The organism is Mesorhizobium sp. P2_D6 (genome assembly GCF_056404315.1).
In genome coordinates this window covers 398009-424022 of the sequence record NZ_JBFUEG010000005.1, presented here as the reverse complement: position 1 = coordinate 424022, position 26014 = coordinate 398009, and the positions used below count along the sequence as shown (strand labels likewise).

Here is a 26014-nt window from a genome sequence, read left to right as displayed (position 1 = left end):
GCTTTCCGGGTATGCGCAAAGGGACGGCCCATGCTGGAAAAAAACGCCCAAATCGCGCAGGACGCGGCTATTGTCGACGAGGCGATCCTGTCGCGCCGTTCGGTGCGCGCCTTTCTGCCCGACATGGTCGATGACGAGACGATCCGCGCCATTCTCTCCGTTGCCGCGCGCGCGCCTTCCGGCACCAACATGCAGCCCTGGCGGGTTTATGTGGTCAAGGGCGAGATCAAGCAGCAGATATCAGATGCCATCCTCAACTCCGGTATCCGCGCCGAAAAGGCCGATTGGGACGAGTATCGCTATTATCCCACCCAGTTCTTCGAACCTTATCTGACCCGCCGGCGCGCCAACGGTTTCGGGCTCTACGGGGCGCTTGGCATCGGTCGCCGCGAGGTCGACAAGATGCGCGCCCAGCACGACCGCAACTTCGTCTTCTTCGATGCGCCGGTCGGCATGATCTTCACCATCGACCGGCGGCTGAACCAGGGCTCGTGGATCGACTACGGCATGTTCCTGCAGAACATCATGGTCGCGGCGCGGGGCAGGGGCCTGCACACCTGCCCACAGGCAGCCTTTGCGCCCTATCACCGGCAGATAAGGCCGGTGCTCAACATTCCCGACGAGGAAATCGTCGTCTGTGGCATGGCGCTCGGCCATGAGGATACGTCCAAGCCCGAAAACGATTTTCGCACCGACCGCGTGCCACTGGAAGAGTGGGTGACGTTCAGCGAATAAAGCGAGCGTTGCCCAACGGGCTCTATTCCACACTCAATTGCGCGCCGTGGCCGCTGACATGGGCGCCGTCCTGCGGCGTCAGCTTGAGATAGGCGATCAGCGCGCACAGCGTGATGACGCCCTCGACCACGAACAGGATGCGGAAGTCGTTGGTCACGGCAGGCCCACCGTCGGCCAGGAATGACAGCAACGCGGCGGCCAGGCCGACGCTGATTGCCACCGCCAGCTGCCAGAGAATGTAATAGAGCGCGCTGAAGCGGGCGAGTTGGTCGGGCGCGATGTCGGAATAGGCGAGATTGCCGGTCGATGCCCACTGCGCCGAGCGCAGGACGCCGAAGGCAAAGATATAGGCGAGCACGATCCATACTGGTGTCGTTGCCTCTATCAAGGCGAAGCCGGCAACCATCGCGGCGACGATCGGCGTGTTGACGACCAGCACGCGGCGAAAGCCGAAGCGGTTGAGCAGGTGCGGCATGAACACACGCATGATCAGCGATCCGATCGCTGCCACGAAGGTCAGCGAACCCGCCTGCACCGCGCTCATGCCGAAGCCGAGCTGGAACATCAGCGGCAGCAGGAAGACCACGGAGCTTAAGCCGATCGTGTCCAGTCCGCCCCCGGTGAGGAAGGAGATGCGAAAGGTGCGGATGCGCAGGAGGTTGAGGTCAAGAAGCGGGTTGCGGGCGCGCAGGCAGTAGAAAGAGGCTAGCGTCAGGATGACGATCGCCAGCGCCAGCTCGGCCGCGATCACGCTGCCTGCGGCATCTTTTGCGGCAAGCGAATCCATGCCGAAGACCAGCAGCACCATGCCGCTGCCGACCAGCAGGAAGCCCGGAAAATCGAACGGTGTGCGCACCGGTTTGGTAACCGTCGGAAACAGCGAGGCGGCAAGGACGGCGGCCGCCAGCGCGAACGGCACGTTGATGAAGAAGATCCAGCGCCAGGAAATGTAGGTGGTGAGCGCGCCACCGACGAGCGGCCCGACAAGCGGTCCGGACTGGCCGGCGAGCGAAATGTACATGTTGATCTTCAGCGTGCGGCTGCGCGGGAACGTCGACAGGATGACGACCTGACCCAGCGTCCCCATCAAGGCGCCGCCAAACCCTTGCAGCGCGCGGGCGCCGACCAGCGTCCAGATGTCGTTGGACAGCCCGCACAGCGCCGATGACGCCGCAAACACCAGCAAGGCAAAGCAGTAGACATTGCGCAGGCCGAAGCGGTCGGCTGCCCAGCCGCCAAGCGGCATCGAGATGATCAGACTGGCGACATAGACCGTGATCAGCAGGCCGAGCTGGCTGGGCGGGCGGCCGAGGCTTTCGCTGATACCGGGCAGCGCAGTGACCACGACATTCTGGTCGAGGCTGGTCATGAACACGCCGCAGGCGACCGTCAGCGGCAGCAGGAGCAAGGCTCTGGCCGACACATCGGCGCGATCCGTGGCACCGGCGGATAGTTCTGCGGTCATGGGGATGTTCGAACCAAACGACGATGCCGACTCTGAGACGGGATTTCTTGATCCCTTGGACCGGTTGGGCGGTCACATCTTCTACCATGGGCGCACGCGGCAGGATTCTCTAGCGGCAGAACCGGCTGGCCTTGATGCCAGAACGGCTATTCGGCCACCTACTGCACCTCGTAGCCGACTTCCTCACTGGCGTGACAAAGCGCCTTCCAGAACGAACGGGCGAAGGAGCGGAAGACATAGATGTCGAACTGGTCGGCGCCGGTGCGCTGGATCTGGGCGAAGATATCGTGATGCGTGGTCGAGCGGCCGGCGCCGATGGGGAAGGCGGGCAAAGCGAAGTCAATGGCGAAGAATTTCGCCAGCACCCATTCGGCCTTCGGCCCGGCGATGCGGATGGCGGTGCGGCCATGCGACAGGTCGGTGACGGTGCCGATGGCCGGGGTGACGGCCTTGGAAAAGGCCGATGCCAGGCCCTCGGCCTCGTCAACGACCGTGAACTTTCCCGGCGCGAAGCCGAATACGGCCTTGCCGTCCCTGGCAACGCCGCCGCCGGCGCCATCGGGCAGCGCGAGGCCGGTGACCTTGCGGATCGCTTCGATCAGCTGCTTCTCCGCGCCCGGCCATGCGGCAAGCTGCAGGATCGAGCCCGGCCGGGTCTCGGTCAGGATGACATCGACGCCATGTTCAAAATTGCCGTGCGAACCCGGATGGAATACGGGCTCTAGCGGCGAAAGGCGTTCGGGTGATTGACGCTCAACCATGCATGCGGCTCCCGTCCGGGTCGTAGAAGTGGTTGGAGACGATCTCGACCGGCCCGAAACGCTTGCGCAGCGGATCGGAGACGAACGCACGGGTCCCATGCCTCGCTTTGCCGCCCTCGACCAGGGCCAGCGCGATATGCTTGCCGAGTGCCGGCGAATAGCAGCAGGCGGTGATGTGGCCGAGCGAATCGTGCGGATTGGCCTCGTCCAGCTCCGCCACGATGTGGGCGCCGCCGTTAAGCGGCAGGTTGTCGAGCGAGACCAGGCCGACCAGTTGCAGCCGGTCGGGTGCGATCAGGCCTTCGCGGTCCATCATCGCCGAACCGATGAAGGGCTTTTTCTTCGACAGCATCCAGCCGAGATGCAGGTCGCGCGCCGTGGTGCGGCCGTCGATTTCGGCGCCGGTGACATGGCCCTTCTCGATGCGCATCGTGCCCAGCGCCTCCAGCCCGTAGGTGACCAGGCCGAACGGCTTGCCGGCTTCGATCAAGGCTTCCCAGACATGTGTGCCGTAGCCTGCGCCGGAATAGACCTCGAAGGCCATCTCGCCGGAGAACGACAGCCGGCAAATCATCACCGGAACGCCGGCAATCTGTCCATGCACAATGCCCATGAAGGGCAGGGTTGTGTTGTCGACGGCAGTGCCAGTGACGCAGGCGGCGAGGATGGCCCGCGCTTTCGGTCCGCCGATCGCGGCACCTGCCCATTCGTCGGTCACCGAGGTGACGTGCACCTTCAGCTCCGGCCAGATGACGTCGAGGAAATATTCCAGATGCTGCATCACCTTGCCGGCGTTCGCCGTGGTGGTGGTCATCAGGAAATCCTGTTCGCCCAGCCGCCATGTGGTTCCGTCGTCGAAGGCCAGCCCATCCTCGCGCAGCATCAGGCCGTAGCGGGCCTTGCCGATGGCAAGCGTCGAAAACATGTTAGTGTAGACGCGGTCGAGGAATTCCGCCGCATCCGGTCCCTGCACGGCGATCTTGCCCAGCGTCGAGACATCGACGATGCCGGCGCTTTCGCGCGTCGCCTTGGCTTCACGAACATAGGCCTGTTCGATCGTCTCGCCGGCAAGGCCGTAGATCATCGGCCGGAACCAGAGGCCGGCCGAATACATGGTCGCGCCATTGGCGAGGTGCCAGTCATGCATCGGCGTCAGCCGCTCGGGCTTCAGATCGCCGAAACGTTCGGCGGCGAGCGAGCCGATCGACACCGCCGAATAGGGCGGGCGGAAGCGTGTCGTGCCGACTTCGGGGATCGGTTTCCCCAATGCCTCGGCCATGATGGCGAGACCCGGCACATTGGAATTCTTGCCCTGGTCGGTCGCCATGCCGAGCGTGGTGTAGCGCTTCAAATGCTCGACCGATACAAAACCTTCGCGATGTGCCAGCCGCACGTCTTCGGCGGTGACGTCATGCTGGAAGTCGACAAAGCTTTTGCCTTTCGCCCTGATCTCGAACACCGGCGCCGGATTGGGATCCCCAGGGGCTGCTTCGACATCGGGCAATGCTGCCGGCGCGCTTGCGCCGCCTGCCGAGGACAGGCCGGCGGCGCGGCCCTCAGTGATGGCTTCGACGGTCGAAAAGCTGCCATTGAAAGCGCCCGCACCGATCCAGCGCTGCTGCGTCGGCTTCGGTGGCAGGAAGGCCTGGCGGGCAGGGTTCCATTCGGCCCTCGCGCCGGCCTGGCTGGCCAGATGGATGGTCGGCGACCAGCCGCCCGACATCAGCAAGCAATCGGCGTGGATGCTGCGGGCGTCACCGCTGAGCAAGCCGGAGTTCACGTCGAAGCGCTGCACCTTGAGGCCGGAGAGCGCCTTGCCGCCCTCGGTGGCGACCACGGCGTGGCCGGAGAGGATTTCGGCTTCGGCCTCGGTGGCCAGGCTGCGCATCTCAGAGGAAAGCTCGGGGCGCACGTCGACGATGGCGACAATGGCCGCGCCGGCCTTCTTCAGCGCCAGTGCCGAGCGATAGGCGCTGTCATTGTTGGTGAACAGCGCGATTCTGTCGCCGGGCAGCACGCCATAGTCATTGGCATAGCGCTCGGCCGCATGCGCCAGCATGACGCCCGGCCGGTCATTGCCTGGAAACACCAGCGGCCGCTCAAAAGAGCCGGTGGCCAGCACCACCGTTTTGGCGCGGATAGCCCAGTAGCGATGGCGCGGTTCGCCCTTCCCAGGCACTTCCTTGTTATCGGTGACGCGCTCGAGTGCGGCCAGCGTGTTGCCGTCATAGTAGCCCCACACCATGGTGCGCGGCAGCAGGCGGACCGTGTCGTGGCCTTCGAGCTGGCTGACGGTGCGCGCCGCCCAGTCGGCGGCCGGCGCGCCGTCGATAATTTCGCCGGACCAGTTTGCCGAGCCGCCGAAACGCGGCTCCAACTCGGCCAGGATAACGCGCGCGCCCTGGTCGGCAGCCGTCTTTGCTGTCGACAGGCCGGCCGGGCCGGAGCCGACCACCAGCACATCGCAGAATGCATTCATGCGCTCGTAGCGCGAGGTGTCCGCGGCAATTCCGGCCTTGCCGAGACCGGCGGCGCGGCGAATGAAATGCTCGCAGAACATCCAGAAGCGGGTGCCTTTGAGCGGGCCGAAGACCGGACCCATGAAGGTCTTGTAGTAGAAGCCGGCGGCCAGGATCTTGCCGCCGAGCTGGTTGATGGCATTGACGTCCCAGGCGAGCGAGGGAAAGCGGTTCTGGCTGACGGCCACCAGCCCGTCATAGATCTCGACCATGGTCGCGGCGATGTTGGGCTCGCGCACTTCGCCGCGCAGCACCGTCACCAGTGCGTTCGGCTCCTCGACGCCCGCCGACAGCAGGCCGCGCGGACGATGGTATTTGAACGAACGCCCGAACAGCGTGACGCCATTGGCAAGCAAGGCCGAGGCCAGCGTGTCGCCGGCATGGCCGGTGTAGGGCACGCCGTCGAAGGTGAAGCGGATGGTACGCAGCCGGTCGATGCGGCCGCCGGTCTCGATGCGGCGCGGGCTCATGACTTGCCCCCCGCCTTGTGCCGGGCGGCGGCATTGTGGTCGCCGCGCGCGAAACCGGTGCTGGAAATCTCATGCGTGACCGTGTTGCGCACCATCCTCAGATGCGTGCGGCAACCGCCGGAATGCTGCCAGATCTCATTGTGGTCGCCAGCCGGGTTCAGCCGGTCGTAGACATAGGCATTCCAGGCGTCGAGGTCCTGCGAGTTGGGCTGCGGGCGCTCGCGGTTGCCATCGCCCTGATAGGTGAACTCGATGACGTCGCGCGGGCCGCAATAGGGACAGGTGATAAGCATGTTTGAACCCTAATGCAGCCGAGGCGTTGCGCCCTGGCCCTTGTCGTCGATCACAAGCCCCCGATAAAATCGGTCGAGCGTGAAGGGCGCGTTGAAGTCGTGCGGCTCGTCCTTGGCGATGGTGTATGCAAAGCACCAGCCTGAGGCCGGCGTCGCCTTGAAGCCGCCATAGCACCAGCCGCAATTGAGATACATGCCGGGCAGCGGCCCGGTGGTGATGATCGGCGAACCGTCCATCGACATATCGCAGACGCCGCCCCAGGAGCGCAGCATGCGCACGCGGGCAAGGCCGGGAAACAGCGCCAGCATCTCGCTCATCACCTCGTCGACGATCGGCAGGTTGCCGCGCTGGGCGTAGCTGTTGTAGCCGTCGATGTCGCCGCCATAGACGAGGCCGCCCTTGTCGGACTGTGACATATAGAAATGGCCCATGCCGAAGGTCAGCACCGTGTCGATGAAGGGTTTTAGCGATTCGGTGACGAAGGCCTGCAGCACATGGCTCTCGATCGGCATTCTGTCGACGCCGGCAAGCTGCATCACCCGTCCGGTGCTGCCGGCAACCGCCACAGCGACCTTCTTGCCGCGGATTTCGCCGCGCGTCGTTTGCACGCCGGTGATGCGGTCGCCGTCGCGCAGGAAGCCGGTGACCTCGCAATTCTCGATGATATCTACGCCGCGGCGGTCAGCGCCGCGGGCATAGCCCCAGGCGACTGCGTCATGGCGGGCGGTGCCGGCCCGCGGCTGCATCAGCCCGCCGACGATGGGAAAGCGCGCCGAGGCCGACGTGTCCAAAGCCGGCACCAGGCGCTTGATCTCGGCGGTGCTCATCAGCTCGGCGTCGACGCCGAGATGGCGCATGGCATTGCCGCGCCTGGCATAGTCGTCGAACTGGGCCGGCGTGTGGGCCAGGTTCAGGCAGCCGCGCTGCGAGAACATGACGTTGTAGTTGAGGTCGTGCGACAGGTTCTCCCACATCTTCATCGAATGTTCGTAGAAGCGGGTGTTGGAGGGCAGCAGGTAGTTGGAGCGCACCGCCGTGGTGTTGCGGCCGACATTGCCGGAGCCCAGCCAGCCCTTCTCCAGCACAGCGACATTGGTGATGCCGTGTTCCTTGGCCAGATAGTAGGCCGTCGACAGGCCATGGCCGCCGCCGCCGATGATGATGACATCATAGGAAGCCTTGGGGTCAGGCTTGCGCCAGGCCGGCTTCCAGTCCTGGTTTCCCTTGAGCGCGTTCGTGAGAAGCGAAAGGGCTGAATATTCCGCCATTCTTCATGCCATCCTTGATGCGATGCGGCAGACTATAGAGCAGGCCGCCGCGGCAAAGCCAAGATTGCGCCATGGCTTTTCGACTGGCCGACTCCGGCAAGGCCGCCGACCGCCATGACCTGGCCATGACTTGCCCCTTGGGATGAGCGTCTTTATCAAGGATCGCTTTAGAAGCGGCCTTTGCCGCGCGATTGAGTCGCTAACATTATGTTTTTTCGCCTGCTCCGCCTGCTTCTGATCCTAGCGCTGGTCGTGTCCGCGCCGTCTGTCGACGCGTTGGCCCAGGCGCTCGGCCAGGGTGCTGCCGGATTGGTCACCGACCAGCAGAAGGTCATCCAGGGCCTGACCGCCAAGACCGACGATCTCGAGAAGAAATTACAGCAGGACGGCCAGGACGATGCCTCCCTCGTCGATATCCGTCTGCAGCTGGAGGATCTGTCGCGGGCGGCGCTGACCAGTGCGCTGGCGTTCCGTTCGCGGCTCACCGACATCAACAACCGCATCGAAGTGCTGGGTCCGCCGCCGGCGGCGGGCCAGCCGCAGGAGCCCGACATCGTGACCGGCGAGCGCCAGGCGCTGGCATCGGAAAAGGCCGAGATCAATGCGGTCGTCGCCAGCGCCCAGAACCTGTCGATCCGCATCAGCGGGCTGATCGACAAGATCGGCAATATGCGCAGCGAGCAGTTCCGCAGCTTTTTGACCAAGCGCTACGCGCTGTCCGAGGCGCTGAGCTCGCAGGTGTTCTCCGACGCAAGGGACGAATACGCCAACCTTTTCAGAGCGGTATCGTCGTGGCTGAGCTTTGCCTTCAAGTTCAAGTTCCAGGCGATGCTTGCCGCGACGTTCATGTCGCTGGGGCTGGCGGCGGTGCTTCTCGTCGGGGGACGCCGTCTGTTCGGGCGTATCTTCGAGGCCGATCCGTCGGTCGAGGATCCGACTTATCTCAGCCGCCTGTCGGTGGCGTTCTGGTCGACCTTGCTGCCGACGCTGGCGGTCTGCGCCTTCCTCGTTTCGACTGTTTTTCTGTACAATTATTACAATGTCCTGCGCGGTGACATCGGCGTCTTCCTCAACGCCCTGGCTGCCGTCATCGCGGTGGTGTTCTGCGTCAATCGCCTGACCAATGCCGCGCTGGAGCCACGGATGCCGAACTGGCGCCTGATCCAGGTCGAGACCGGCCCGGCGCGCTGGCTGGTGCGGCTGACGACGGCCATGGCGGTCGTCATCGGCGTCAATAACTTCCTGTCGATCGTCAACGACAAGATGGGTTCGCCATTGTCGCTGACGATCGCCAGAAGTTTTGTCGCCACCGTCATCGTCGGCGTCATCCTGATCCTGATGGCGTTGCTGAGGCCGTATAAGAGAGCCGACGGAAGCTGGCGCCCGTGGCCGGCATGGCTGCGCTACACATCCGTGGCGCTGGGCCTATCCACCATTACGGCGGCGCTGTTCGGTTATATCGGCCTTGCAATCTTCGTCTCGCTGCAGGTCGTGGTCACCGGCACCATCCTGGTCACCGCCTATATAGGCTTCCTGTCGGCGCGCGAGATCGGCGAGGAGGGTGGTTTCGCCGGCACCTCGATCGGGCGCTGGCTGTCGGCCAATGCCGGCTACGAGGATACCGCGCTCGACCAGCTCGGCCTGGTGGTCAGCGTCGCCATCAACCTGATGATCGTGCTGGTGTTCCTGCCGCTGATCCTGTTCATGTGGGGGTTCCAGCCCGGCGACATCCAGGCTTGGGCCTACAAGCTGGCGACAGGCATCACCATCGGATCGGTGACGATTTCGGTCACCGGCATCCTCACCGGCATCGTCGTCTTCATCATCGGCTATTTCCTGACCCGCTGGTTCCAGGGTTGGCTCGACGGCTCGGTGATGGCACGAGGCAAGGTCGATACCGGCGTGCGCAATTCGATCCGGCTGGCGGTCGGCTATGCCGGCGTCGCCGTTGCCGGCCTCGTCGGCATCTCGGCGGCGGGTATCGATCTCTCCAACCTGGCGCTGGTTGCCGGCGCACTTTCGCTGGGTATCGGTTTTGGCCTGCAGAATGTCGTCTCCAACTTCGTGTCCGGCCTGATCCTGCTTGCCGAGCGGCCGTTCAAGGTCGGTGACTGGATCGTCGCGGGCGACACCTCAGGCACGGTCAAGAAGATCAGTGTGCGCGCCACCGAGATCGAGACTTTCCAGCGGCAATCGGTGATCCTGCCCAACTCGAACCTGATCAACAACGCGGTCGGCAACTGGACGCACCGCAACAAGCTCGGGCGTGTGGAGATCAAGGTCGGCGTCGCCTATGGCAGCGACGTCAAGCGGGTGCACGCTATCCTCTTGGAGATTGCGCGCGGCCATCCGCTGGTCCTGAAGAACCCGGAGCCCTTCGTGCTGTTCACCAATTTCGGTGCGGCGGCACTCGAGTTCGAGATCCGCGTGTTCCTTGCCGATGTGCTGAACGGGGCCATCGTGCAGAACGATATCCGCTTTGCCGTGCTCGATGCTTTTGACGCCGAACATATCGAAATCCCCTCGACGCCGCGCGCCGAAGTCAAGGTCAAGCAGACCGAGGCATGGCCACTCGACGACGACAAGATCGAAGTCGAATTCGCCGAGAAGGAGCAGGCGGAGGCCGAAGCCGCCGCCGAGAAGGCGCGCCTGGCCAAATCAGGCCGCAAGGCGCGCAAACCCGATCCCAGCTAGGGCCCCGGGCTCCTCCCAAACCAATTGCGGCATGAATGCGGCATTCAGTTGCGGTTCAGCTTGCATCTCATATAAGCTCACATGCAAAGGCGATAATGCCTTGCGAAATGCAACAGAGGCGGTGTGGAAACACCGATATTGCAAAATGTGGAAGTCGCTCGTCGTCGCCATCGCTTTTACCGCAGCGAGTGGCTCGGCCTTTGCCGCCAGCGCGGTCAACAAGGACGCTGAGACCCGTACGCTGATCGTGACGGAAGGCGGCGGCAAGACGGAGCTGGCGCTGGCCGCCGGCGAGACCGTGGAATTCTGCCCCAACGGCTGTTTCGTCACCTTGCCCAATGGTGACCTCGAGGCCCTGACCGGCTCGGAAACGGTCGAAATTTCGGGCGGCGTCGCCCGCATCAAGTAACATTGGCGGTAGCTCTTGTAGAGGCCGGGCAATGCCCGGCCTTTTATTGTTCGTGGTAGCAATTGCTTAACAATGACGCGGGAAATATCATCGTGTCTACCGGCTGCAACCAGGCGTTTTAACGTTCACTATGCCGTTCCGCCGCTATACCCTTGTGAAGACGCCGAAACACGGCGCGACGGGTTTATGAGCAGGACAGGACAGACATGGATGCGCGGTCGGACAAGAACGCAATCCCGCTTGCGGTCGACCTCGACGGTACGCTGATTGCGACCGACCTTCTGTGGGAAGGTCTGTTCATCCTTCTCAAGAAGAATCCGCTCTATATCTTCCTGGTTCCGTTCTGGCTGGTCGCCGGCCCGGCGCGGCTGAAGCAAGCCATCGCCGACCGCATCGACATCGATCCGGCCTCGCTGCCCTATCGCGAAGCGCTGCTGCAGCGCCTGCGTGCCGACCATGTGGACGGACGCAAGATCGTGCTGGCGACAGGAACGCCACGCAAGTTCGCCGAGGCGATCGCCGCCCATCTGGGCATCTTCGACTATGTGCTGGCGACCGACGGTCCACACAACATGACCTCAGGCCGCAAGCGCGACGCGCTCATCGCCGCCTATGGCGATGGCGGTTTCGACTATGCCGGTAACAGCCGTCACGATCTCAAGGTTTTCGAAGCCGCGCGCGACGCCATCGTCGTGGCGCCCGACCGCCACGCGAAGCGCTGGCAGACCGCGCATAGCGCCGAAATGGTGCCGGCGCCGAAAAGGACATTGAAGACATTCGTCAAGATGCTGCGGATGCATCAGTGGCTGAAGAATTCGCTGATCGCGGTGCCGATGGTGCTGTCGCACGAATACTTCAACGCCAACATGATCTGGCAATGCATGCTGGCGTTCGTCTCCTTCAGTGCGGTGGCTTCGGCGATCTACATCCTCAACGATTTCTTCGACCTAGCGCTCGACCGCAAGCATTCGACCAAGCGCAACCGGCCTTTCGCCAGCGGCGCGCTGTCGATCCCGTTCGGCCTCGGCGCGATGGCCGGCCTGTTGGCGATCGGCATTGCAGCTGGGTTGCTATTGCCGATCGAGTTCCTGGGTGTGCTCGCCGGCTACATTGTAGTGACCACGGCCTATTCGCTGTCGTTCAAGCGCATGCTTCTGGTCGACGTGCTGACGCTGGCCGGCCTCTACACGGTGCGCGTGCTGGCGGGCGCCGCGGCAACCGGCGTCGAGGTCTCGTTCTGGCTGCTCGCCTTCTCGATTTTCTTCTTCCTGTCGCTGGCGCTGGTGAAGCGCTATGTCGAACTGCGCACCACGGCCATTCCGTTGGGCGAGCGTATTGCAGGCCGCGGCTACCGCATCGAAGACCAGGAGATCGTCGCCCAGGCGGGCATGGCCTCGGCCTTCTCCTCGGCGCTGGTGCTGGCGCTCTATATGGACAGCGCCGCCGTGCGCGAACTCTATCCGCATCCCTGGCTGGTCTGGCCGCTGGCGCCGATCGTGCTCTATTTGACCATGCGCGTCTGGATCCTGGCGCGCCGCGACGAGATGAACGACGATCCAGTCGTCTTCATCATCCGCGACTGGCGCAGCCAGATCATCGTGGCTATCGGCGCGGCACTGCTGGTCGCCGGAGGCTGGTAGAGCGTGTCGGACGAACGGTTCCAGAGTTTCGGCCGCGCCGCGCCTGCCGCAAAGCGAACCATCGCGGCCGATACGGCTGTCGAGCTGATGAAGAGTGGCAAGGCAAAGGCAAACGGCTTGCTCGCCTATGGCAACGGTCGCTCCTACGGTGATTCCTGTCAGAACGAGGCGGGCGCGGTCGTCGACATGCGGCCGCTGAACCGTATCGGCGCCTTCGACGCCGAGACCGGCCTGCTCGAAGCGGAAGCCGGCGTGCTCCTGTCCGACATCATTGCGCACGCCGCACCCTACGGTTTCTTTCCGGCGGTGGTTCCCGGTACCCAGTTCGTCACCCTTGGCGGCGCCATCGCCAACGACGTTCACGGCAAGAACCATCATCGGCGCGGCACCTTTGGTTGCCATGTCGAATCGCTGACGCTGCTGCGCTCGGACGGGCGGACCTACACCTGCTCGGCAGTGGACAATGCCCGGCTGTTTGCAGCGACGATGGGCGGCATGGGGCTGACCGGCCTGATCCTGTCGGCCTCGATCCGGCTGATGCGGGTGCCTTCTCTCGACATCGTCGAGACGGCGACGCGGTTTGCCGATCTCAGTGAATTCTTCGAACTGGCCGAGGCCGCCGACCAGGCCAATGAATATGCCGTCGCCTGGATCGACCAGCTGGCCGGCGGCCATGGCCGCGGGCGCGGCCTGTTGCTGTCGGGTAATCACGCCGAGCATGGCTCGCATGCGGCGTCTCGTGCCGGCTCCCGCCTTTCGGTACCGATTCAGCCGCCGTTCAACGTGCTCAACCGGCCGTTCCTGACTGCTTTCAACGCCGCCTACCGGTGGAAGAAAGGGCGCTCGGCGGCGCCGCGCCAAACCGGCTATCAGGGCTTTTTCTTTCCGCTGGACGGTGTCGGTGACTGGAACCGGCTCTATGGCCCAAAAGGTCTCTACCAGCACCAGAGCGTGGTGCCGGAAAATGTCGCGCGCCAGGCTGTGCCGTCGCTGCTCGACGCGGCGCGGCGGGCCGGGCAGGGCTCCTTCCTCACCGTGCTGAAACGCTTCGGGTCGATCCGCTCACCGGGTCTGCTGTCCTTTCCGCGGCCCGGCTTCACGCTGACGCTCGATTTCCCCAATCGCGGCGGCAGGACGCTGGCACTGCTTGGCGAACTCGACCGCATCACGGTCGCGGCCGGCGGCGCGGTCAATCCCTACAAGGATGCGCGCATGGGGCCTGAGACTTTCGCGGCATCCTTCCCGCAATGGCAGCGGCTGGAAGCGCTACGCGACCCTGCGTTCATGTCCAGTTTCTGGCTGCGAACAGCGAAAAAGCTTGGCATGAGGCCGGGGCGCGTCGAGGCGGCGGAACAGGTAGAGTTCGAATAGTTTATGGTAAATAGACCGTAAGTCCCAGGGTAGTTCAAACATTGTCGTGGCTTCACGAAATGTTTGCAGGTTAGTAGTAGGACCGTCGCAAGCGGCGGGTGGAAAATATGAAATATATCGTCTTCATTCTGTTCACAGTCATGACCAATGCCGCGGCGCAGCTGATGCTGAAGCAAGGCATGATGTCGCTCGGCCCGATTTCATTCGAAGGCACCAACCCGCTTCTGAAGCTCCTGCAGATCGTCTTCAGCCCATGGGTGTTCCTCGGCCTGTGCACCTTCGTCATCTCGATGGCCTCGCATCTCTATGTGCTGTCCAAGGTCGAACTCAGCTTTGCCTATCCGTTCCTCAGCCTTGCCTATGTCGCGGTGGCGATCTTCGCCTACTTCATCTTCCGCGAGGACCTCAACGCCTGGCGCATTGCCGGCATCGCCTTCATCTGCGTCGGCACGGTGCTGATCGCGCAAAGCGGGCGCGGGCATGAGGACCAGACGGCTTCCATCAGCTCCGACAAGATCAGCAGCAGCGAGACCGTTCGATGAGACATATAATTTTCGGCGGTGACGGCTTCGTCGGCCGTCATCTTGCCCCGAAGCTTGTGGCCGACGGTGAAGAGGTTGTCGTTGCCGACATCGTCAAGAGCGACCTGCCGCACTACCGTTCGGTCCGCTTCGTCACCTGCGACGTGACCGATCCGGCCTCGGTGGCCAAAGTCGGATTGAAGGCCGACGACATGGTCTACAATCTGTCGGCCAAGATGCTGTCGCCGATCCAGGTGCGCGCCAAGCGCCACGACTTCTTCTTCCCGGTGAATTTCCACGGCACCGAACACATCATGCAGGCGATGGATAAGGCTGGCGCGCCCAAGCTCGTCCACTACACCACCGACATGATCTACGGCCACACGGTCACCCAGCCGATGACCGAGGAGCACCCGGTCGCGCCGCTTGGCGAATATGGCTGGTCGAAACAGAAGACCGAGGAGCTCGCCGCCGAATGGCGCAAGCGCGGTATGTCGATCTCGCTGTTTCGGCCGCGCCTGATCATCGGCCCCGGCCGGCTCGGCATATTGGAAAAACTGTTCAAGCTGATCGACTGGAACCTTCCGGTGCCGATGATCGGTTCGGGCAAGAACCCCTATCAGTTCATCTCGGTGTTCGACTGCGCCGAGGCTGCCCGCGCGGCCTGGAAGGCCGGGGTGCCCAACGAGGCCTATAATCTGGGCTCGCTCAATCCGCCGCCTGTCAGGAAATTGCTCGGCGACCTGATCAAGCATGCCGGGTCGAAATCGTTGCTGATCCCGACGCCCGGCTGGGCGGTCAAGCGCACGCTCGACCTGCTCGATCTCATGAACATGCCGATCATGGATCCGGAGCAATATCTGATTGCCGATGAGGAGTGCGTTCTCGACGTGTCCAAGGCCGAGCGCCAGCTCGGCTGGGTGCCGCAATATCGCGACGAGGACATGCTGATCGCCGCCTACAGCGAATACCGCGCCAAGAAGGACGGCCTTGCCGTCAACGCCAATCATGTCCCTGCCGAATAGAATGGGACGACCAGGAGAACTCCGAGATGACCGTCATGGCCAAGCCTGAGCAGACGAACGCGCGCACCATGGTCAGTGCGCCGGCGCTGTCGCCCACCACTATTGCCAAGCCCGATCTGATCAGCGTCGAGCAGGCGAAGTCGATGGATGTCGCGCGCATGACCGACCTGTTCAAGGCGCATCTCAACCCGGGCCAGCTGCATTTCATGAAGCTGCTCGGCTTCCACAAGATCAAGATCGAACGCGCCGAAGGCATGTTCTACGTCGACCAGAACGGCCGCAAGATTCTCGACTTCTTCGGCGGCTTCGGTTCGCTGGCCTTCGGCCACAACCATCCGCGCATCCTGGAGGCCCGCCGCAAGTTCCAGGAGGAAAAGCGCCAGGAAATCGCCATCGCCTTCATGTCGCAATATGCGGCCGCACTCGCGCACAACATCGCCAAATGTTCGCCCGGCGATCTCGACATGGTGTTTTTGGGCTCGTCCGGCTCGGAAGCGATGGAAGCGGCGGTGAAGCTCGCCGAGCGCGCCGCCGGCCCGAAGCGACCGAAAATCGTCTATGCCGAGAATTCCTTCCACGGCAAGACCAAGGGCGTGCTCGGCATCACCGACGGCCAGCTCTACCGCGCCGACTTCAAGATGGCGGAGAACACGGTGCGCATCCCGTTCGCCGACATCGATGCGGTCGAGCGCTTGTTCCGCTCCGACCCGGAGGTGGGCGTCATCGTGCTGGAAACCATCCAGGGCGGCGGCGGCATCATCCAGGCGGAGGCGCAATACTGGCAGAAACTGCGCGCCCTGTGCGACCAATATGGCGTGCTGTGGGTCGCCGACGAAGTGCAGTGCGGCTATGGCCGTTCGGGCCGCTTCTATGCCTTCGAACATTACGGCGTCGTGCCCGATGTGACGGCACTGGCCAAGTCACTCGGCGCCGGCAAGGCCGCGGTCGGCGCGATGATCGCCCGACGCGAAGTCTATATGAAGGCCTATGGCACGCCGAAGACGGCGATGATCCACGCCATGGCCACCTTCGGCGGCATGGGCGAGGCCTGCGTCACCGCGATCGAGGGCATCAACGTGCTCTATGATGAGGGGCTGATCGAAAATGCCGCCTCGACCGGCGACTATTTGCTGCAGCGTCTGCAGACGCTGAAGGAGAAATATCCGAAGATCATCAAGGACGTGCGCGGCAAGGGTTTTATGGTCGGGCTCGAGTTTCACGACTTCTCGCAGACCTTGCCGATGGTGCTGCGGCCGATCGTCAGCGTGCTCGACGACAAGCTGAAGGGCTCGCTGTCGGGCTTCGTCGGCGCGCTGTTGTTGCGCGACTATGACGTGCTCGTCGCCTTCACCGAATACAACCGCAACGTCATCCGTCTCGAGCCGCCGCTGATCTGCCAGCGCGAACATGTCGACCGTTTCGTCGATGCCTTCGACAGCCTGTTGTCGCGAGGCATCGTGTCGATCGTGAAGGATTTCGTCAAAAGCCAAGTCCGTTAAGTCCCGAGCCTGACAATGCTGAGCAAGCCTCCCGCCGCGCAAAGCACATTCGACCGGCTGACCGCTGCCGCTCTCGCGTGGGGCGAGGGGACTTATGCGCGATGGGCGGCGCCGATCGGCGCGATCGCGTTTTCGCTCTACATGCTGCTCACGGCTTTTACCGCCTGGACGATGCCCGACGCCAATTGGGACATGCTGCCCTATCTCGCCGTTGCCGAGGAGGGCACGTACCCCGATGCGCAGGCGCTGCATGACTATGCCTATAGCACGGTCCAGGCCGGCGTGTCGGCCGCCGATTACAAGGCGCTGACCGATGATGGTGGCGGCTTCCGCAGCCATATGGCTGAAAATGCCGCCGACTTCCACTCGCTGCTTGGCATGTACCGGATCAAGTTCCTCTACGCCGAAATGCTGTCGACGATGAGCGCGGTGATGTCTCCGGTCGAGGCGATGCGGGTGCTGCAGGTGGTCTCGGTTCTGCTGTTCGGGATGATCACACTGCTGTGGCTGCGAGCCGAAGGCGCGCTGGCGCTGGCGCTGGTGGTCGGCGCGGTGCTGATCATGGCTGATTTCGGTGACGCGGCACGCGCCTCGACGCCGGATCTGTTGTGCTCGGCGCTGTTCCTCGGCGGTCTGCTTGCCTATGTGCGCGGACGCGAAGCAGCGACGGCAATCCTGCTCTTCCTCGCCTTCATGGCGCGGCCGGACAATATTGTTTTCCTTGCCATTTTCGCCGTTCTGCTGCTGGTTTTCCGGCAGCGGGCATGGGGGGCACTGGCCGGCTTTGCCGCTTCCTTCGTCGCTTATTTCGCCATCTCGCACTGGGCGCAGCATCCCGGTTGGTGGCCGCATCTGTGGTTCTCCAGCATCGAGCAGCACTACAATATGGATGGTTTCGAGCCGCCGTTTTCGGTTGGCGCGTATCTCAAGGCGTTCGCCGCGTCCTTCCTTCGCGCCATTGAGCTCAACAGCTGGGTCGGCGTCTCGGTGCTGGCGCTGGCCGGGTGGTTTGCGCTCAGCCGCGCGGGCTTCCGGCTCGATCGCCGCGCGGGCATCCTGCTGGCAGCACTTGTGCTCGGCGTGCTGGCAAAATTCACCGTCTTTCCGATCCACGACACCCGCATCTATTTCCCCAACCTTCTGCCGCCCTTCCTGCTGCTGGTGGGTCCGGTCATGGCGCTGTGGGCGTCGGCAAGCCCAGGTGGAAGGCGGCCCATCGCCTTGCACGCCCTTCCCGGAGATAAGCCATGAGTTCTGTATCCGGTCTGGCGCGCATTGCCCTTTCACTCGGTCTGCCTGTCGGCCTGCTCGATCGCGGGCCGGCGCTGCATGGCACGAAATTCCTGGCCAAGGCGGCACTGAAGGCGCGCTTCAGCGGTGGCGGGCAACCGTTCCAGATGGTCAATGTCGGCGCCTGCGACGGCGCGCTGTTCGACGACGTCACGCCGTGGCTGCATCGCATCCCGCGGGCGCGGGCCGTGCTGGTCGAGCCGATCCCGTACAATCAGAAGCGGCTGCGCGCCAACTATCCCGACACGACCCGATTCATCATCGAGCCGGTTGCGGTGACCAAAACCAAGGGCACGATCACCGTCCACACTTTCGATGCAGCAGCGCTCGAGGCCGGCACATTGCCAATCGAGTTCATCGGCTGCTCGTCGGTCACCGACACCAATCTGATGTCGGGCAAGAACGCCTGGGGCGAGGCCGACGCCAATTTCAACAAGTTCGCGCCGCACCTCAGGGATATCGAGGTGCCGTCGGAAACGTTGCAGACGCTGCTCGACCGCAACGGCGTCACGCATATCGACGCCTTCCTGGTCGATTGCGAGGGCGCCGACTGGATCGTCTTTGAGCAGCTCGACCTCAAGCGCTACCGTCCCGGCATGATCAAGGTCGAGGTCGGCGCACTGCCGGCCGCCGAAATCGGCCAGGTCGTGGTCAAGCTGAAGACTGCAGGCTACCAGGTCGGTTTCCAGGCCGAGGACATCTGGGCCTTCGCCTGAGATAGATCGCCACTGACGACACGCCGGCGCGCTGGTCGCGCCGCATCTGCGACGTGTCGCAAACAGGCGGTAGCTCCATCCGCGTCGTCTGCATATTGTGCGCCATTCGAACGGGCGCCGACGCGCCCGCTTTATCCCCTTGGAGTCGCGCGCAATGGCAGAGTTTCCGAAACAGGCGAAGGTCGTCATCGTCGGCCTGGGTGGTATTGTCGGCGCATCGATCGCCCATCACCTGATCGAACGCGGCTGGACCGACATTGTCGGCATCGACAAGTCGGGCATCCCGACCGATATCGGCTCGACCGCGCATGCGTCCGACTTCTGCTACACGACGAGCCATGATTTCCTGTCCTGCTGGACGACGCTCTATTCCATCGATTTCTACGAGAAGATGGGCCATTACGCCCGCATCGGCGGCCTCGAAGTGGCGCGCGTCGGCGACGACAGCCGCATGGACGAGATCAAGCGCAAGATCGCTTCGGCCAAATCCTTCGGCACCCGCGCCCGGCTGATCGAGCCGGCCGAGATCAAGGAAAAATTCCCGCTGATCGAAGAGTCCATGGTGCAGGGCGGCCTGTGGGATCCGGATGCCGGCCTGGTCATTCCGCGCTCGCAGACGGTCGCCGGCAAGCTGGTCGACCAGGCGGAAGCGTCGGGGAAACTCAAATCCTTCGCCAACACGCCGGCCAAATCCCTCATCGTCGAAGAGGGCCGCATCAAGGGCGTCGTCACCGACCGCGGCACCATCATGGCCGACTATGTCGTCGTCTGCGCCGGCATCTGGGGCCGGCTGATCGCCGAGATGGTCGGCGAGGACCTGCCGGTGATGCCGATCGACCATCCGCTCACCTTCTTCGGCCCCTACAACGAGTTTGCCGGCACCGGCAAGGAGATCGGCTGGCCGCTGCTGCGCGACCAGGGCAATTCGGCCTATATGCGCGACACCGGCGATCCCAAGACGGCCGAGGGCGGCCAGATCGAATGGGGCTACTACGAAGAGACCAATCCGCGCCTCTGCCATCCGCGCGACCTCCTGGAAAAGGACCAGGCACGGCTGTCGCCGTCGCAGCGCGACCTCGACATGGAGCAGATCCTGGCGCCGCTGGAACGTGCCATGGAGCTGACGCCGATCCTGGGCGAGCTCGGCTACAATGAAAGCCATTCCTTCAACGGCCTTTTGCAGGTGACCGCCGATGGTGGCCCATCGATGGGCGAGAGCCAGAAGGTGAGGGGTCTGTGGTACGCCGTCGCCATCTGGGTCAAGGACGGGCCCGGCATGGGCAAGCTGATCGCCGACTGGATGACCGACGGCCGCACCGAGATCGACCATCATGCCATCGACTATGCGCGCTTCTATCCACACCAGACCAAGGAACAGTTCATCTGGGATCGCTGCACCGAAACGGCGATGAAGGTCTACAATCCGGCGGTACATCCACGCGAGCCGTTCTCCAAGGGCCGCAACATCCGCCGCTCGCCGTTCTGGGAGCGCGAGAAGGAGCTCGGCGGCTACTTCATGGAGCTGGGCGGCTGGGAGCGCGCGCATGGTTACGCCGCCAACGAGCATCTCCTGGAGAAGTATGGCAACCGGGTTCCCGTGCGCGAGAACGAGTGGGACAACCGCCATTTCTGGCGCGTCTCCAATGCCGAGCACCTGGCGATGAGCGAGGATTGCGGCATCGTCAACCTGTCGCATTTCTCGATGTATGACATCGAGGGACCCGATCATGTCGCGCTGCTGGAATGGCTGTGCGCGGCCAAGATCGGCGGCGACAACAACATCGGCAAGGGCATCTACACCCACTTCCTCGACGAGGAAGGCATGGTGCGCGCCGACTTTACCGTCATCCGCATGGCCGATCGCTGCCGTCTGATCGACGGCGCCGACGCCGGCCCGCGCGACTTCCGCTACATGCAGCGCACCGCGCAGGACAAAGGTTTTGATGTCACCATCACCGACGTGACGGAGAAGTTTGTCACCATCGGCGTCTGGGGTCCGAACGCCCGCACGACGCTGCAGAAGGTGGTCGAGAATCCGGACGGCCTGTCGCTCGAGAATTTCCCGTTCGCGGCGATCAAGCCGGTCAGGATCGGCGGCAAGGATGTCACCGCCTTCCGCATCTCCTATGTCGGCGAGCAGGGTTGGGAATTGCATATGCGCTACGAGGACGGTCTCGCCGTCTGGGATGCGCTGCGCTCGACCGGGGTGATGCCGTTCGGCGTCGAGACCTACGCCAACACGCGGCGTATGGAAAAGAGCCTGCGGCTGCAGAATGCCGACCTTCTGACCGAGTACAATCTGCTGGAAGCCGATCTCGCGCGTCCAAAGGTCAAGGAGAACGATTTTTGCGGCAAGGCGAAGCACGTGGAGTACCGTGCCCGTGAGCACCAGCCGGCGATCCTGTGCACGCTGGTGATGACCGAGAACGTCGATTCGAAAGGCGTCGCCCGCTATCCCGTCGGCACCATGCCGGTGATGGATCCGAAGACCGGCGAGACGCTGGTCGATGAACTCGGCCGCCGCTCCTTCACCACATCCGTGGCCTATGGCCCGACCATCGGCAAGAACATCGCGCTCGCCTATCTGCCCCGGGCCTATGCCCAGGAAGGCCGCAAGCTCAGTGTCGAGTATTTTGGCGAGACCTATCCCATCGAGGTTGCTGGTGTCGGCTACAAGCCGCTCTACGATCCGGAGAATTTGAAGCCGAGAAGTTGAGCGGACGCCGCAATCGCGGAAGTATGAATGCAAAGCCCGGCTCATAGCCGGGCTTTTCCCTTTGTCAGCCGCTGATTCTCGCTTACCTTGCGGCATGTCTGCTTTTTCGCGCGCAGGACATTTCCTCTCAGGCAGCGCCGCACTGGCGCTGATGCTTTGGCTGACACCACCGATCCATGCCGCCGAGCCGGTCGATGTCGAGCTGGTGCTGGCCGTCGACGTGTCGCTGTCGATGTCGCCGGCCGAACTCGAAATCCAACGTCACGGCTATGCGGCTGCGCTGACACACGACAATGTGCTGCAAGCCATAGCCGACGGCGCCTATGGCAAGGTCGCCGTCACTTATGTCGAATGGGCGGGAGCGACCACGCAACAGATCGTCGTGCCGTGGACGGTGATCGCCAGCCGGGCCGACGCCGAGCGGGTGGCGGCGCAGCTTTCCGCCCATCCGCCGGCCAGCGCCCGGCGCACCTCGATTTCCGGCGCGCTCGAATTCGGCAGCGATCTTTTTGCCGAAAGCGGCTTCCAGGGGACAAAGCGCGTCATCGACATTTCCGGCGACGGCCCCAACAATCAGGGCGCGCCCGTCGACATCACCCGCGACGCGGTGGTCAAGCAAGGCATAATCATCAATGGACTACCGCTGATGACGCGCGGTGGGGGGTTTGGCGGCGCCTATGACGTCAACAATCTCGACCGCTATTACAGCGACTGCGTCATCGGCGGGCCTGGCGCCTTCATGATCCCGGTCAATGACTGGACGCAGTTTCCCGAAGCGATCCGCCGCAAGCTGGTGCTGGAACTGGCCGGCCCCGCTTCGCCGCAATGGCCAAGCGAAGAGGCCGCTCACCCGCCGGTGGTGCTGGCGCAGGACCGGCCGACTGACTGCCAGGTCGGCGAAAAAATGTGGCGCGACCGCAGCTGGATGTTCGACGCGCATTAGACCTTTGGCCCATGCCGCAATGCAGCATCAGTTTCATTGACAAGCCCATGGGCGTCTGTGACACAATTCCCCATCCGAAAAAACAAGGGGAACTGACATGAACAGAACCATCGTCTTTGCCGCGGCATTGGCGCTTGCAGCGGGATTGTCCGCTCCGGCCAACGCCGCCACATCGGTGACCATCGGCATCAGCGGATGGACCGGCTTTGCGCCGCTGACACTTGCCAAACAGACGGGCATCTTCGAGAAGCACGGCCTCGACGTCACCTTGAAAAAGGTGCCGCAGGCCAGCCGGCCGCTCGCCATTGCCAGCGGCGACCTGCAATGCGCCGCCACCACGGTCGAGACCTGGCTGGTCTGGAACGCCAGCGGCGTCACCACCAAACAGATATTCCAGCTCGACAAATCCTATGGCGCCGACGGCATTGTCGTGCGCAACGACATAAAGACCGTCGCTGACCTCAAGGGCAAGAATGTCGCTTCTTCGGCGCCGGGCACGTCTCCTTACTTCATGCTGGCCTGGGTGCTGAACAAGAACGGCATGTCGACCAAGGATGTCACCCTGGTCAACCTGGAGCCGGATGCGGCAGCGCAAGCCTTCCTCGCCGGCCAGAATGACGCCGCTGTCACCTACGAGCCGTTTATCTCGGCGGTGCGCGACAAGGCTGACCAGGGTCATATTTTGGCGACCACGCTCGACTATCCGATGGTGCTCGACACCGTCGGCTGCACGCCCGAGTTCCTCACCGCCAATCCCGACGCCGCCAAGGCGCTCGCCGACAGCTATTTCGAGGCACTCGACCTGATCAAGAGCGATCCGCAGAAATCCTACGAGATCATGGGTGCCGACGTAAAACAGTCGGCCAAGGAGTTCGAGGATTCGGCGAAATATCTGAAGTGGGCCGACAAGGCGGAGAACAAGCAGTTCTTCACCAAGGAATTCCAGGACTTTTCCAAGACCGCCGGCGAACTGCTCCTGCAGATGGGGCTGATCAAGGAAGCGCCAGATGTCGCCACGCTGGCCGACACCAGCGCGGTATCGAACTGACGGGCTCGCCTTTGACCATCAGGCGGCGGTGCTTGGCGCCGCCGCCTCCTCCTGGACAAGTGGTGATTTGAAGATGCGGACGATCTGACGATGCGCCCCTTGCATCCGGTGTCGCCGGGCATTCGAACCGTGCTCGGCATTTCCTTCTTCGTGCTGTTCGTCGCCTTCTGGGCGTGGATCACGCTTGGCGGCCACGTCAACCGCATCTTCCTCGCCGATCCGCTGTCAATGCTGCGGGATGGCTGGCGGCTGCTGGTCGAAGACCGTTTCTGGCTCGACATTTTGATCACCATCTGGAGGGTCTTCGGCGGCTTTGTGCTGGCGTCGATCGTCGCCGTGCCGATCGGCATCGCCATGGGCGCCTGGAAGCCGGTGGAGGCGTTCCTGGAACCGTTCGTCTCCTTCGCCCGCTATCTGCCGGCCTCGGCCTTCATTCCGCTGTTGATCCTGTGGTCGGGCATTGGCGAGCTGGAAAAGCTGCTGGTCATCTTCGTCGGTTCGGTGTTCCAGATCATCCTGATCGTCGCCGTCAAGGTCGGCTCGACGCGGCGCGACCTGGTCGAGGCCGCCTATACGCTGGGCTCGACCAACAATGGCATCGTCAAACGGGTGATCATGCCGGCCAATGCGCCGGAGATCGCCGAGACGCTGCGGCTGGTGCTTGGCTGGGCCTGGACCTATGTCATTGTCGCAGAGCTGATCGGTTCGTCCTCAGGCATCGGCTACATGATCATCAACAGCCAGTCGCGGCTGGCGACGGGCCAGATCATCTTCGGCATCATCGTCATCGGGCTGATCGGGCTGTTGTCCGACTTCGCCTTCAAGGCGTTCAACCGCTGGCTCTTCCCCTGGAGCCTGGCATGAGCAAGCTTTTGATCGAAGGCGTCTCGCGCACATTCGCCGGCGTGCGCGGCGGGCAGCCGGTCAAGGCGCTGATGCCGGTCGATCTGACGGTCGCGGCCAACGACTTCATCACCATTCTCGGGCCGTCGGGCTGCGGAAAGTCGACGCTGCTCAGGATTGTCGCCGGCCTCGAGGCGCCGAGCGAAGGCCGCGTGTTGCTCGACGGCAAGGCGGTGACGCGGCCGGGACCGGATCGCGGCATGGTCTTCCAGTCCTACACGCTGTTTCCGTGGCTGACGGTGGCGCAGAATATCGCCTTCGGCCTGCGCGAACGCGGCATGGCCGAAAAGGAGCGGGACGGGATCGTTGCCTCCTATGTCGATCTTGTCGGGCTCAAGGGCTTCGAGAACCATTGGCCAAAGCAGCTTTCCGGCGGCATGCAGCAGCGTACGGCAATCGCCCGGGCGCTGGCCAACGATCCCGAGATCCTGTTGCTCGACGAGCCGTTCGGCGCGCTCGACAACCAGACCCGCGGGCTGATGCAGGAGCTTTTGCTCGGCATCTGGGAACGGCGCAAGAAAACGGTGCTATTTGTCACTCACGACATCGAGGAGGCGATCTTCATGGCCTCGCGGGTGATCGTGATGAGCGCGCGGCCGGGGCGCATCAAGTCGGACGTCGCCATCGACCTGCCGCATCCACGCCACTACACGCTGAAGACCAGCCCGGAGTTCTCGGCGCTGAAGGCGCGGCTGACCGAAGATATCCGCGTCGAGGCGATGCGGACGGCACAGGCGCAGCCGGCCGAGGCTTGATCTGAAGCGTTCGGTTCAGGCGGCCAGCAATTGCTTGCGGTCGACGCGCTCCTGTTGCGGCGAGCGGGCGTAGAGCTCGCGGTAGCATTTGGAGAAATGCGAGGCCGAGACGAAGCCGCAGGCGACCGCCACCTCGACCACCGGCATCGACGACTGGATCAGCAGATGCCTGGCGCGGTCGAGGCGGATCTCGAGATAGTAGCGGGCAGGGGACCTGCCCATCTCGGTACGGAACAGGCGCTCGATCTGGCGGCGCGACAGGTCGACATGGTCGGCGATCTCGATCAGCGACAGCGGCTCGGAGAGGTTGCCCTCCATCAATTCGATGATGGTCAGCACCTTGGAGTTCTGCACGCCGAGGCGGGCGCGCAGCGGCAGGCGCTGGCGGTCGGTCGGGCTGCGCACGCGGTCGGTCAGCACCTGCTCGCAGACGCGGTTGACCAGATTGTCGTCGAAGTCGTCGCCGATCAGCTTCAGCATCATGTCCAGTGCTGCTGTGCCGCCGGCGCAGGTGTAGATGTTCTGGTCGATTTCGAAGAGGTCGGCAAAGACGTTGGCCTTCGGGAAGGCCTCGGAAAAGCCCGGCAGGTTTTCCCAATGGATGGCGCAGCGCTTGTTGGAGAGCAGGCCGGCGGCGGCAAGGATATGCGCGCCGGTGCACAGGCCGCCGACGGCGACGCCTCTGTTATACTCCTCGCGCAGCCAGGCGAAGGCCGACCTGTTCTGGTAGCGCTCGACATTCACGCCGCTGCAGACAATGGCCATGTTCGGCCGATCCGGCCCGGCCATCTTCTTGCGCTCTTCCTCGAGCGAGGTGTTGACAGCGCATTCGACGCCGTTGGAGGCGCGCACCGGCTTGCCGTCGATGCTGGCGAGGCGCCAGCGATAGGCCTCATAGCCGAGCATGCGGTTGGCCGAGCGCAGCGGGTCGAGCGCCGTCGCAAAGGCGATCATGGTGAAGTCGGGGACGAG

Annotated in this window: 21 protein-coding genes; 15 read left to right on the top strand and 6 right to left on the bottom strand. The window is 63.4% G+C overall.

Annotated features, from left to right (window positions below):
- The first annotated feature begins 30 nt into the window (after positions 1-30).
- Positions 31-735: a nitroreductase gene (locus AC1D1L_RS14115; protein WP_477342103.1), complete on the top strand. Its 705-nt coding sequence runs from the start codon at positions 31-33 to the stop codon at positions 733-735.
- A 22-nt stretch (positions 736-757) separates the two neighbouring features.
- On the opposite strand, the gene AC1D1L_RS14110 is transcribed toward AC1D1L_RS14115, so the two are convergent.
- The 5 genes from AC1D1L_RS14110 to AC1D1L_RS14090 form a co-directional block, all read right to left on the bottom strand.
- Complete coding sequence (locus tag AC1D1L_RS14110) at positions 758-2200, bottom strand: MFS transporter (protein WP_477342101.1); 1443 nt, start codon at positions 2198-2200, stop codon at positions 758-760.
- Positions 2201-2358: 158 nt separating this feature from the next.
- A complete protein-coding gene (locus AC1D1L_RS14105; protein ID WP_477342099.1) occupies positions 2359-2961 on the bottom strand; it encodes a sarcosine oxidase subunit gamma in 603 nt (200 codons plus the stop codon).
- The gene (locus AC1D1L_RS14100) at positions 2954-5950 is read right to left on the bottom strand and encodes a sarcosine oxidase subunit alpha (RefSeq protein ID WP_477342097.1); all 2997 of its coding nucleotides are present in this window, start codon (positions 5948-5950) and stop codon (positions 2954-2956) included. The genes AC1D1L_RS14105 and AC1D1L_RS14100 overlap by 8 nt, the downstream gene beginning before the upstream one ends.
- Entirely contained in the window at positions 5947-6243 is a 297-nt protein-coding gene (locus tag AC1D1L_RS14095; RefSeq protein WP_023670367.1) for a sarcosine oxidase subunit delta, read from the bottom strand. Before AC1D1L_RS14095 ends, AC1D1L_RS14100 begins: the two co-directional genes overlap by 4 nt.
- A gap of 9 nt (positions 6244-6252) precedes the next feature.
- A complete protein-coding gene (locus AC1D1L_RS14090) occupies positions 6253-7512 on the bottom strand; it encodes a sarcosine oxidase subunit beta (protein WP_477342095.1) in 1260 nt (419 codons plus the stop codon).
- A gap of 207 nt (positions 7513-7719) precedes the next feature.
- On the opposite strand from AC1D1L_RS14090, the gene AC1D1L_RS14085 reads away from it, so the two are divergent.
- From AC1D1L_RS14085 to AC1D1L_RS14020, 14 genes are all read left to right on the top strand, one after another.
- Entirely contained in the window at positions 7720-10206 is a 2487-nt protein-coding gene (locus AC1D1L_RS14085; RefSeq protein ID WP_477342093.1) for a mechanosensitive ion channel family protein, read from the top strand.
- A gap of 145 nt (positions 10207-10351) precedes the next feature.
- A complete protein-coding gene (locus tag AC1D1L_RS14080) occupies positions 10352-10615 on the top strand; it encodes a hypothetical protein (RefSeq protein WP_477231363.1) in 264 nt (87 codons plus the stop codon).
- Between the two features lie 206 nt (positions 10616-10821).
- On the top strand, positions 10822-12255 hold the full coding sequence (locus AC1D1L_RS14075; RefSeq protein ID WP_477342091.1) for a UbiA family prenyltransferase: 1434 nt from the start codon (positions 10822-10824) through the stop codon (positions 12253-12255).
- A 3-nt stretch (positions 12256-12258) separates the two neighbouring features.
- Positions 12259-13626 carry an FAD-binding oxidoreductase gene (locus AC1D1L_RS14070; protein ID WP_477342089.1) on the top strand — a complete coding sequence of 456 codons (1368 nt, stop codon included), beginning with the start codon at positions 12259-12261 and terminating at the stop codon, positions 13624-13626.
- Between the two features lie 107 nt (positions 13627-13733).
- Positions 13734-14168, top strand: a complete 435-nt coding sequence (locus AC1D1L_RS14065) for an EamA family transporter (RefSeq protein ID WP_477342087.1) — start codon at positions 13734-13736, stop codon at positions 14166-14168.
- A complete protein-coding gene (locus AC1D1L_RS14060; protein ID WP_352560222.1) occupies positions 14165-15172 on the top strand; it encodes an NAD-dependent epimerase/dehydratase family protein in 1008 nt (335 codons plus the stop codon). Before AC1D1L_RS14065 ends, AC1D1L_RS14060 begins: the two co-directional genes overlap by 4 nt.
- 68 nt (positions 15173-15240) lie before the next feature.
- Complete coding sequence (locus AC1D1L_RS14055; RefSeq protein WP_477342193.1) at positions 15241-16671, top strand: aspartate aminotransferase family protein; 1431 nt, start codon at positions 15241-15243, stop codon at positions 16669-16671.
- 15 nt (positions 16672-16686) lie between these two features.
- Positions 16687-17922 (top strand): hypothetical protein, encoded by a 1236-nt coding sequence (locus AC1D1L_RS14050; RefSeq protein WP_477342085.1) that lies wholly within the window; start codon positions 16687-16689, stop codon positions 17920-17922.
- On the top strand, positions 17919-18677 hold the full coding sequence (locus AC1D1L_RS14045) for an FkbM family methyltransferase (protein ID WP_477342083.1): 759 nt from the start codon (positions 17919-17921) through the stop codon (positions 18675-18677). The genes AC1D1L_RS14050 and AC1D1L_RS14045 overlap by 4 nt, the downstream gene beginning before the upstream one ends.
- Positions 18678-18831: 154 nt before the next feature.
- Complete coding sequence (locus AC1D1L_RS14040) at positions 18832-21393, top strand: GcvT family protein (RefSeq protein WP_477342081.1); 2562 nt, start codon at positions 18832-18834, stop codon at positions 21391-21393.
- A gap of 94 nt (positions 21394-21487) precedes the next feature.
- Entirely contained in the window at positions 21488-22336 is an 849-nt protein-coding gene (locus AC1D1L_RS14035; protein WP_477342079.1) for a DUF1194 domain-containing protein, read from the top strand.
- Positions 22337-22433: 97 nt separating this feature from the next.
- Positions 22434-23384: an ABC transporter substrate-binding protein gene (locus tag AC1D1L_RS14030; RefSeq protein WP_477342077.1), complete on the top strand. Its 951-nt coding sequence runs from the start codon at positions 22434-22436 to the stop codon at positions 23382-23384.
- A gap of 90 nt (positions 23385-23474) precedes the next feature.
- Complete coding sequence (locus tag AC1D1L_RS14025) at positions 23475-24248, top strand: ABC transporter permease (protein WP_477342075.1); 774 nt, start codon at positions 23475-23477, stop codon at positions 24246-24248.
- On the top strand, positions 24245-25042 hold the full coding sequence (locus tag AC1D1L_RS14020; RefSeq protein WP_477231352.1) for an ABC transporter ATP-binding protein: 798 nt from the start codon (positions 24245-24247) through the stop codon (positions 25040-25042). Before AC1D1L_RS14025 ends, AC1D1L_RS14020 begins: the two co-directional genes overlap by 4 nt.
- A 15-nt stretch (positions 25043-25057) precedes the next feature.
- Here AC1D1L_RS14020 and AC1D1L_RS14015 read toward each other — a convergent pair whose 3' ends face one another.
- Entirely contained in the window at positions 25058-25996 is a 939-nt protein-coding gene (locus AC1D1L_RS14015; RefSeq protein WP_352560327.1) for a GlxA family transcriptional regulator, read from the bottom strand.
- Between the last annotated feature and the right edge of the window lie 18 nt (positions 25997-26014).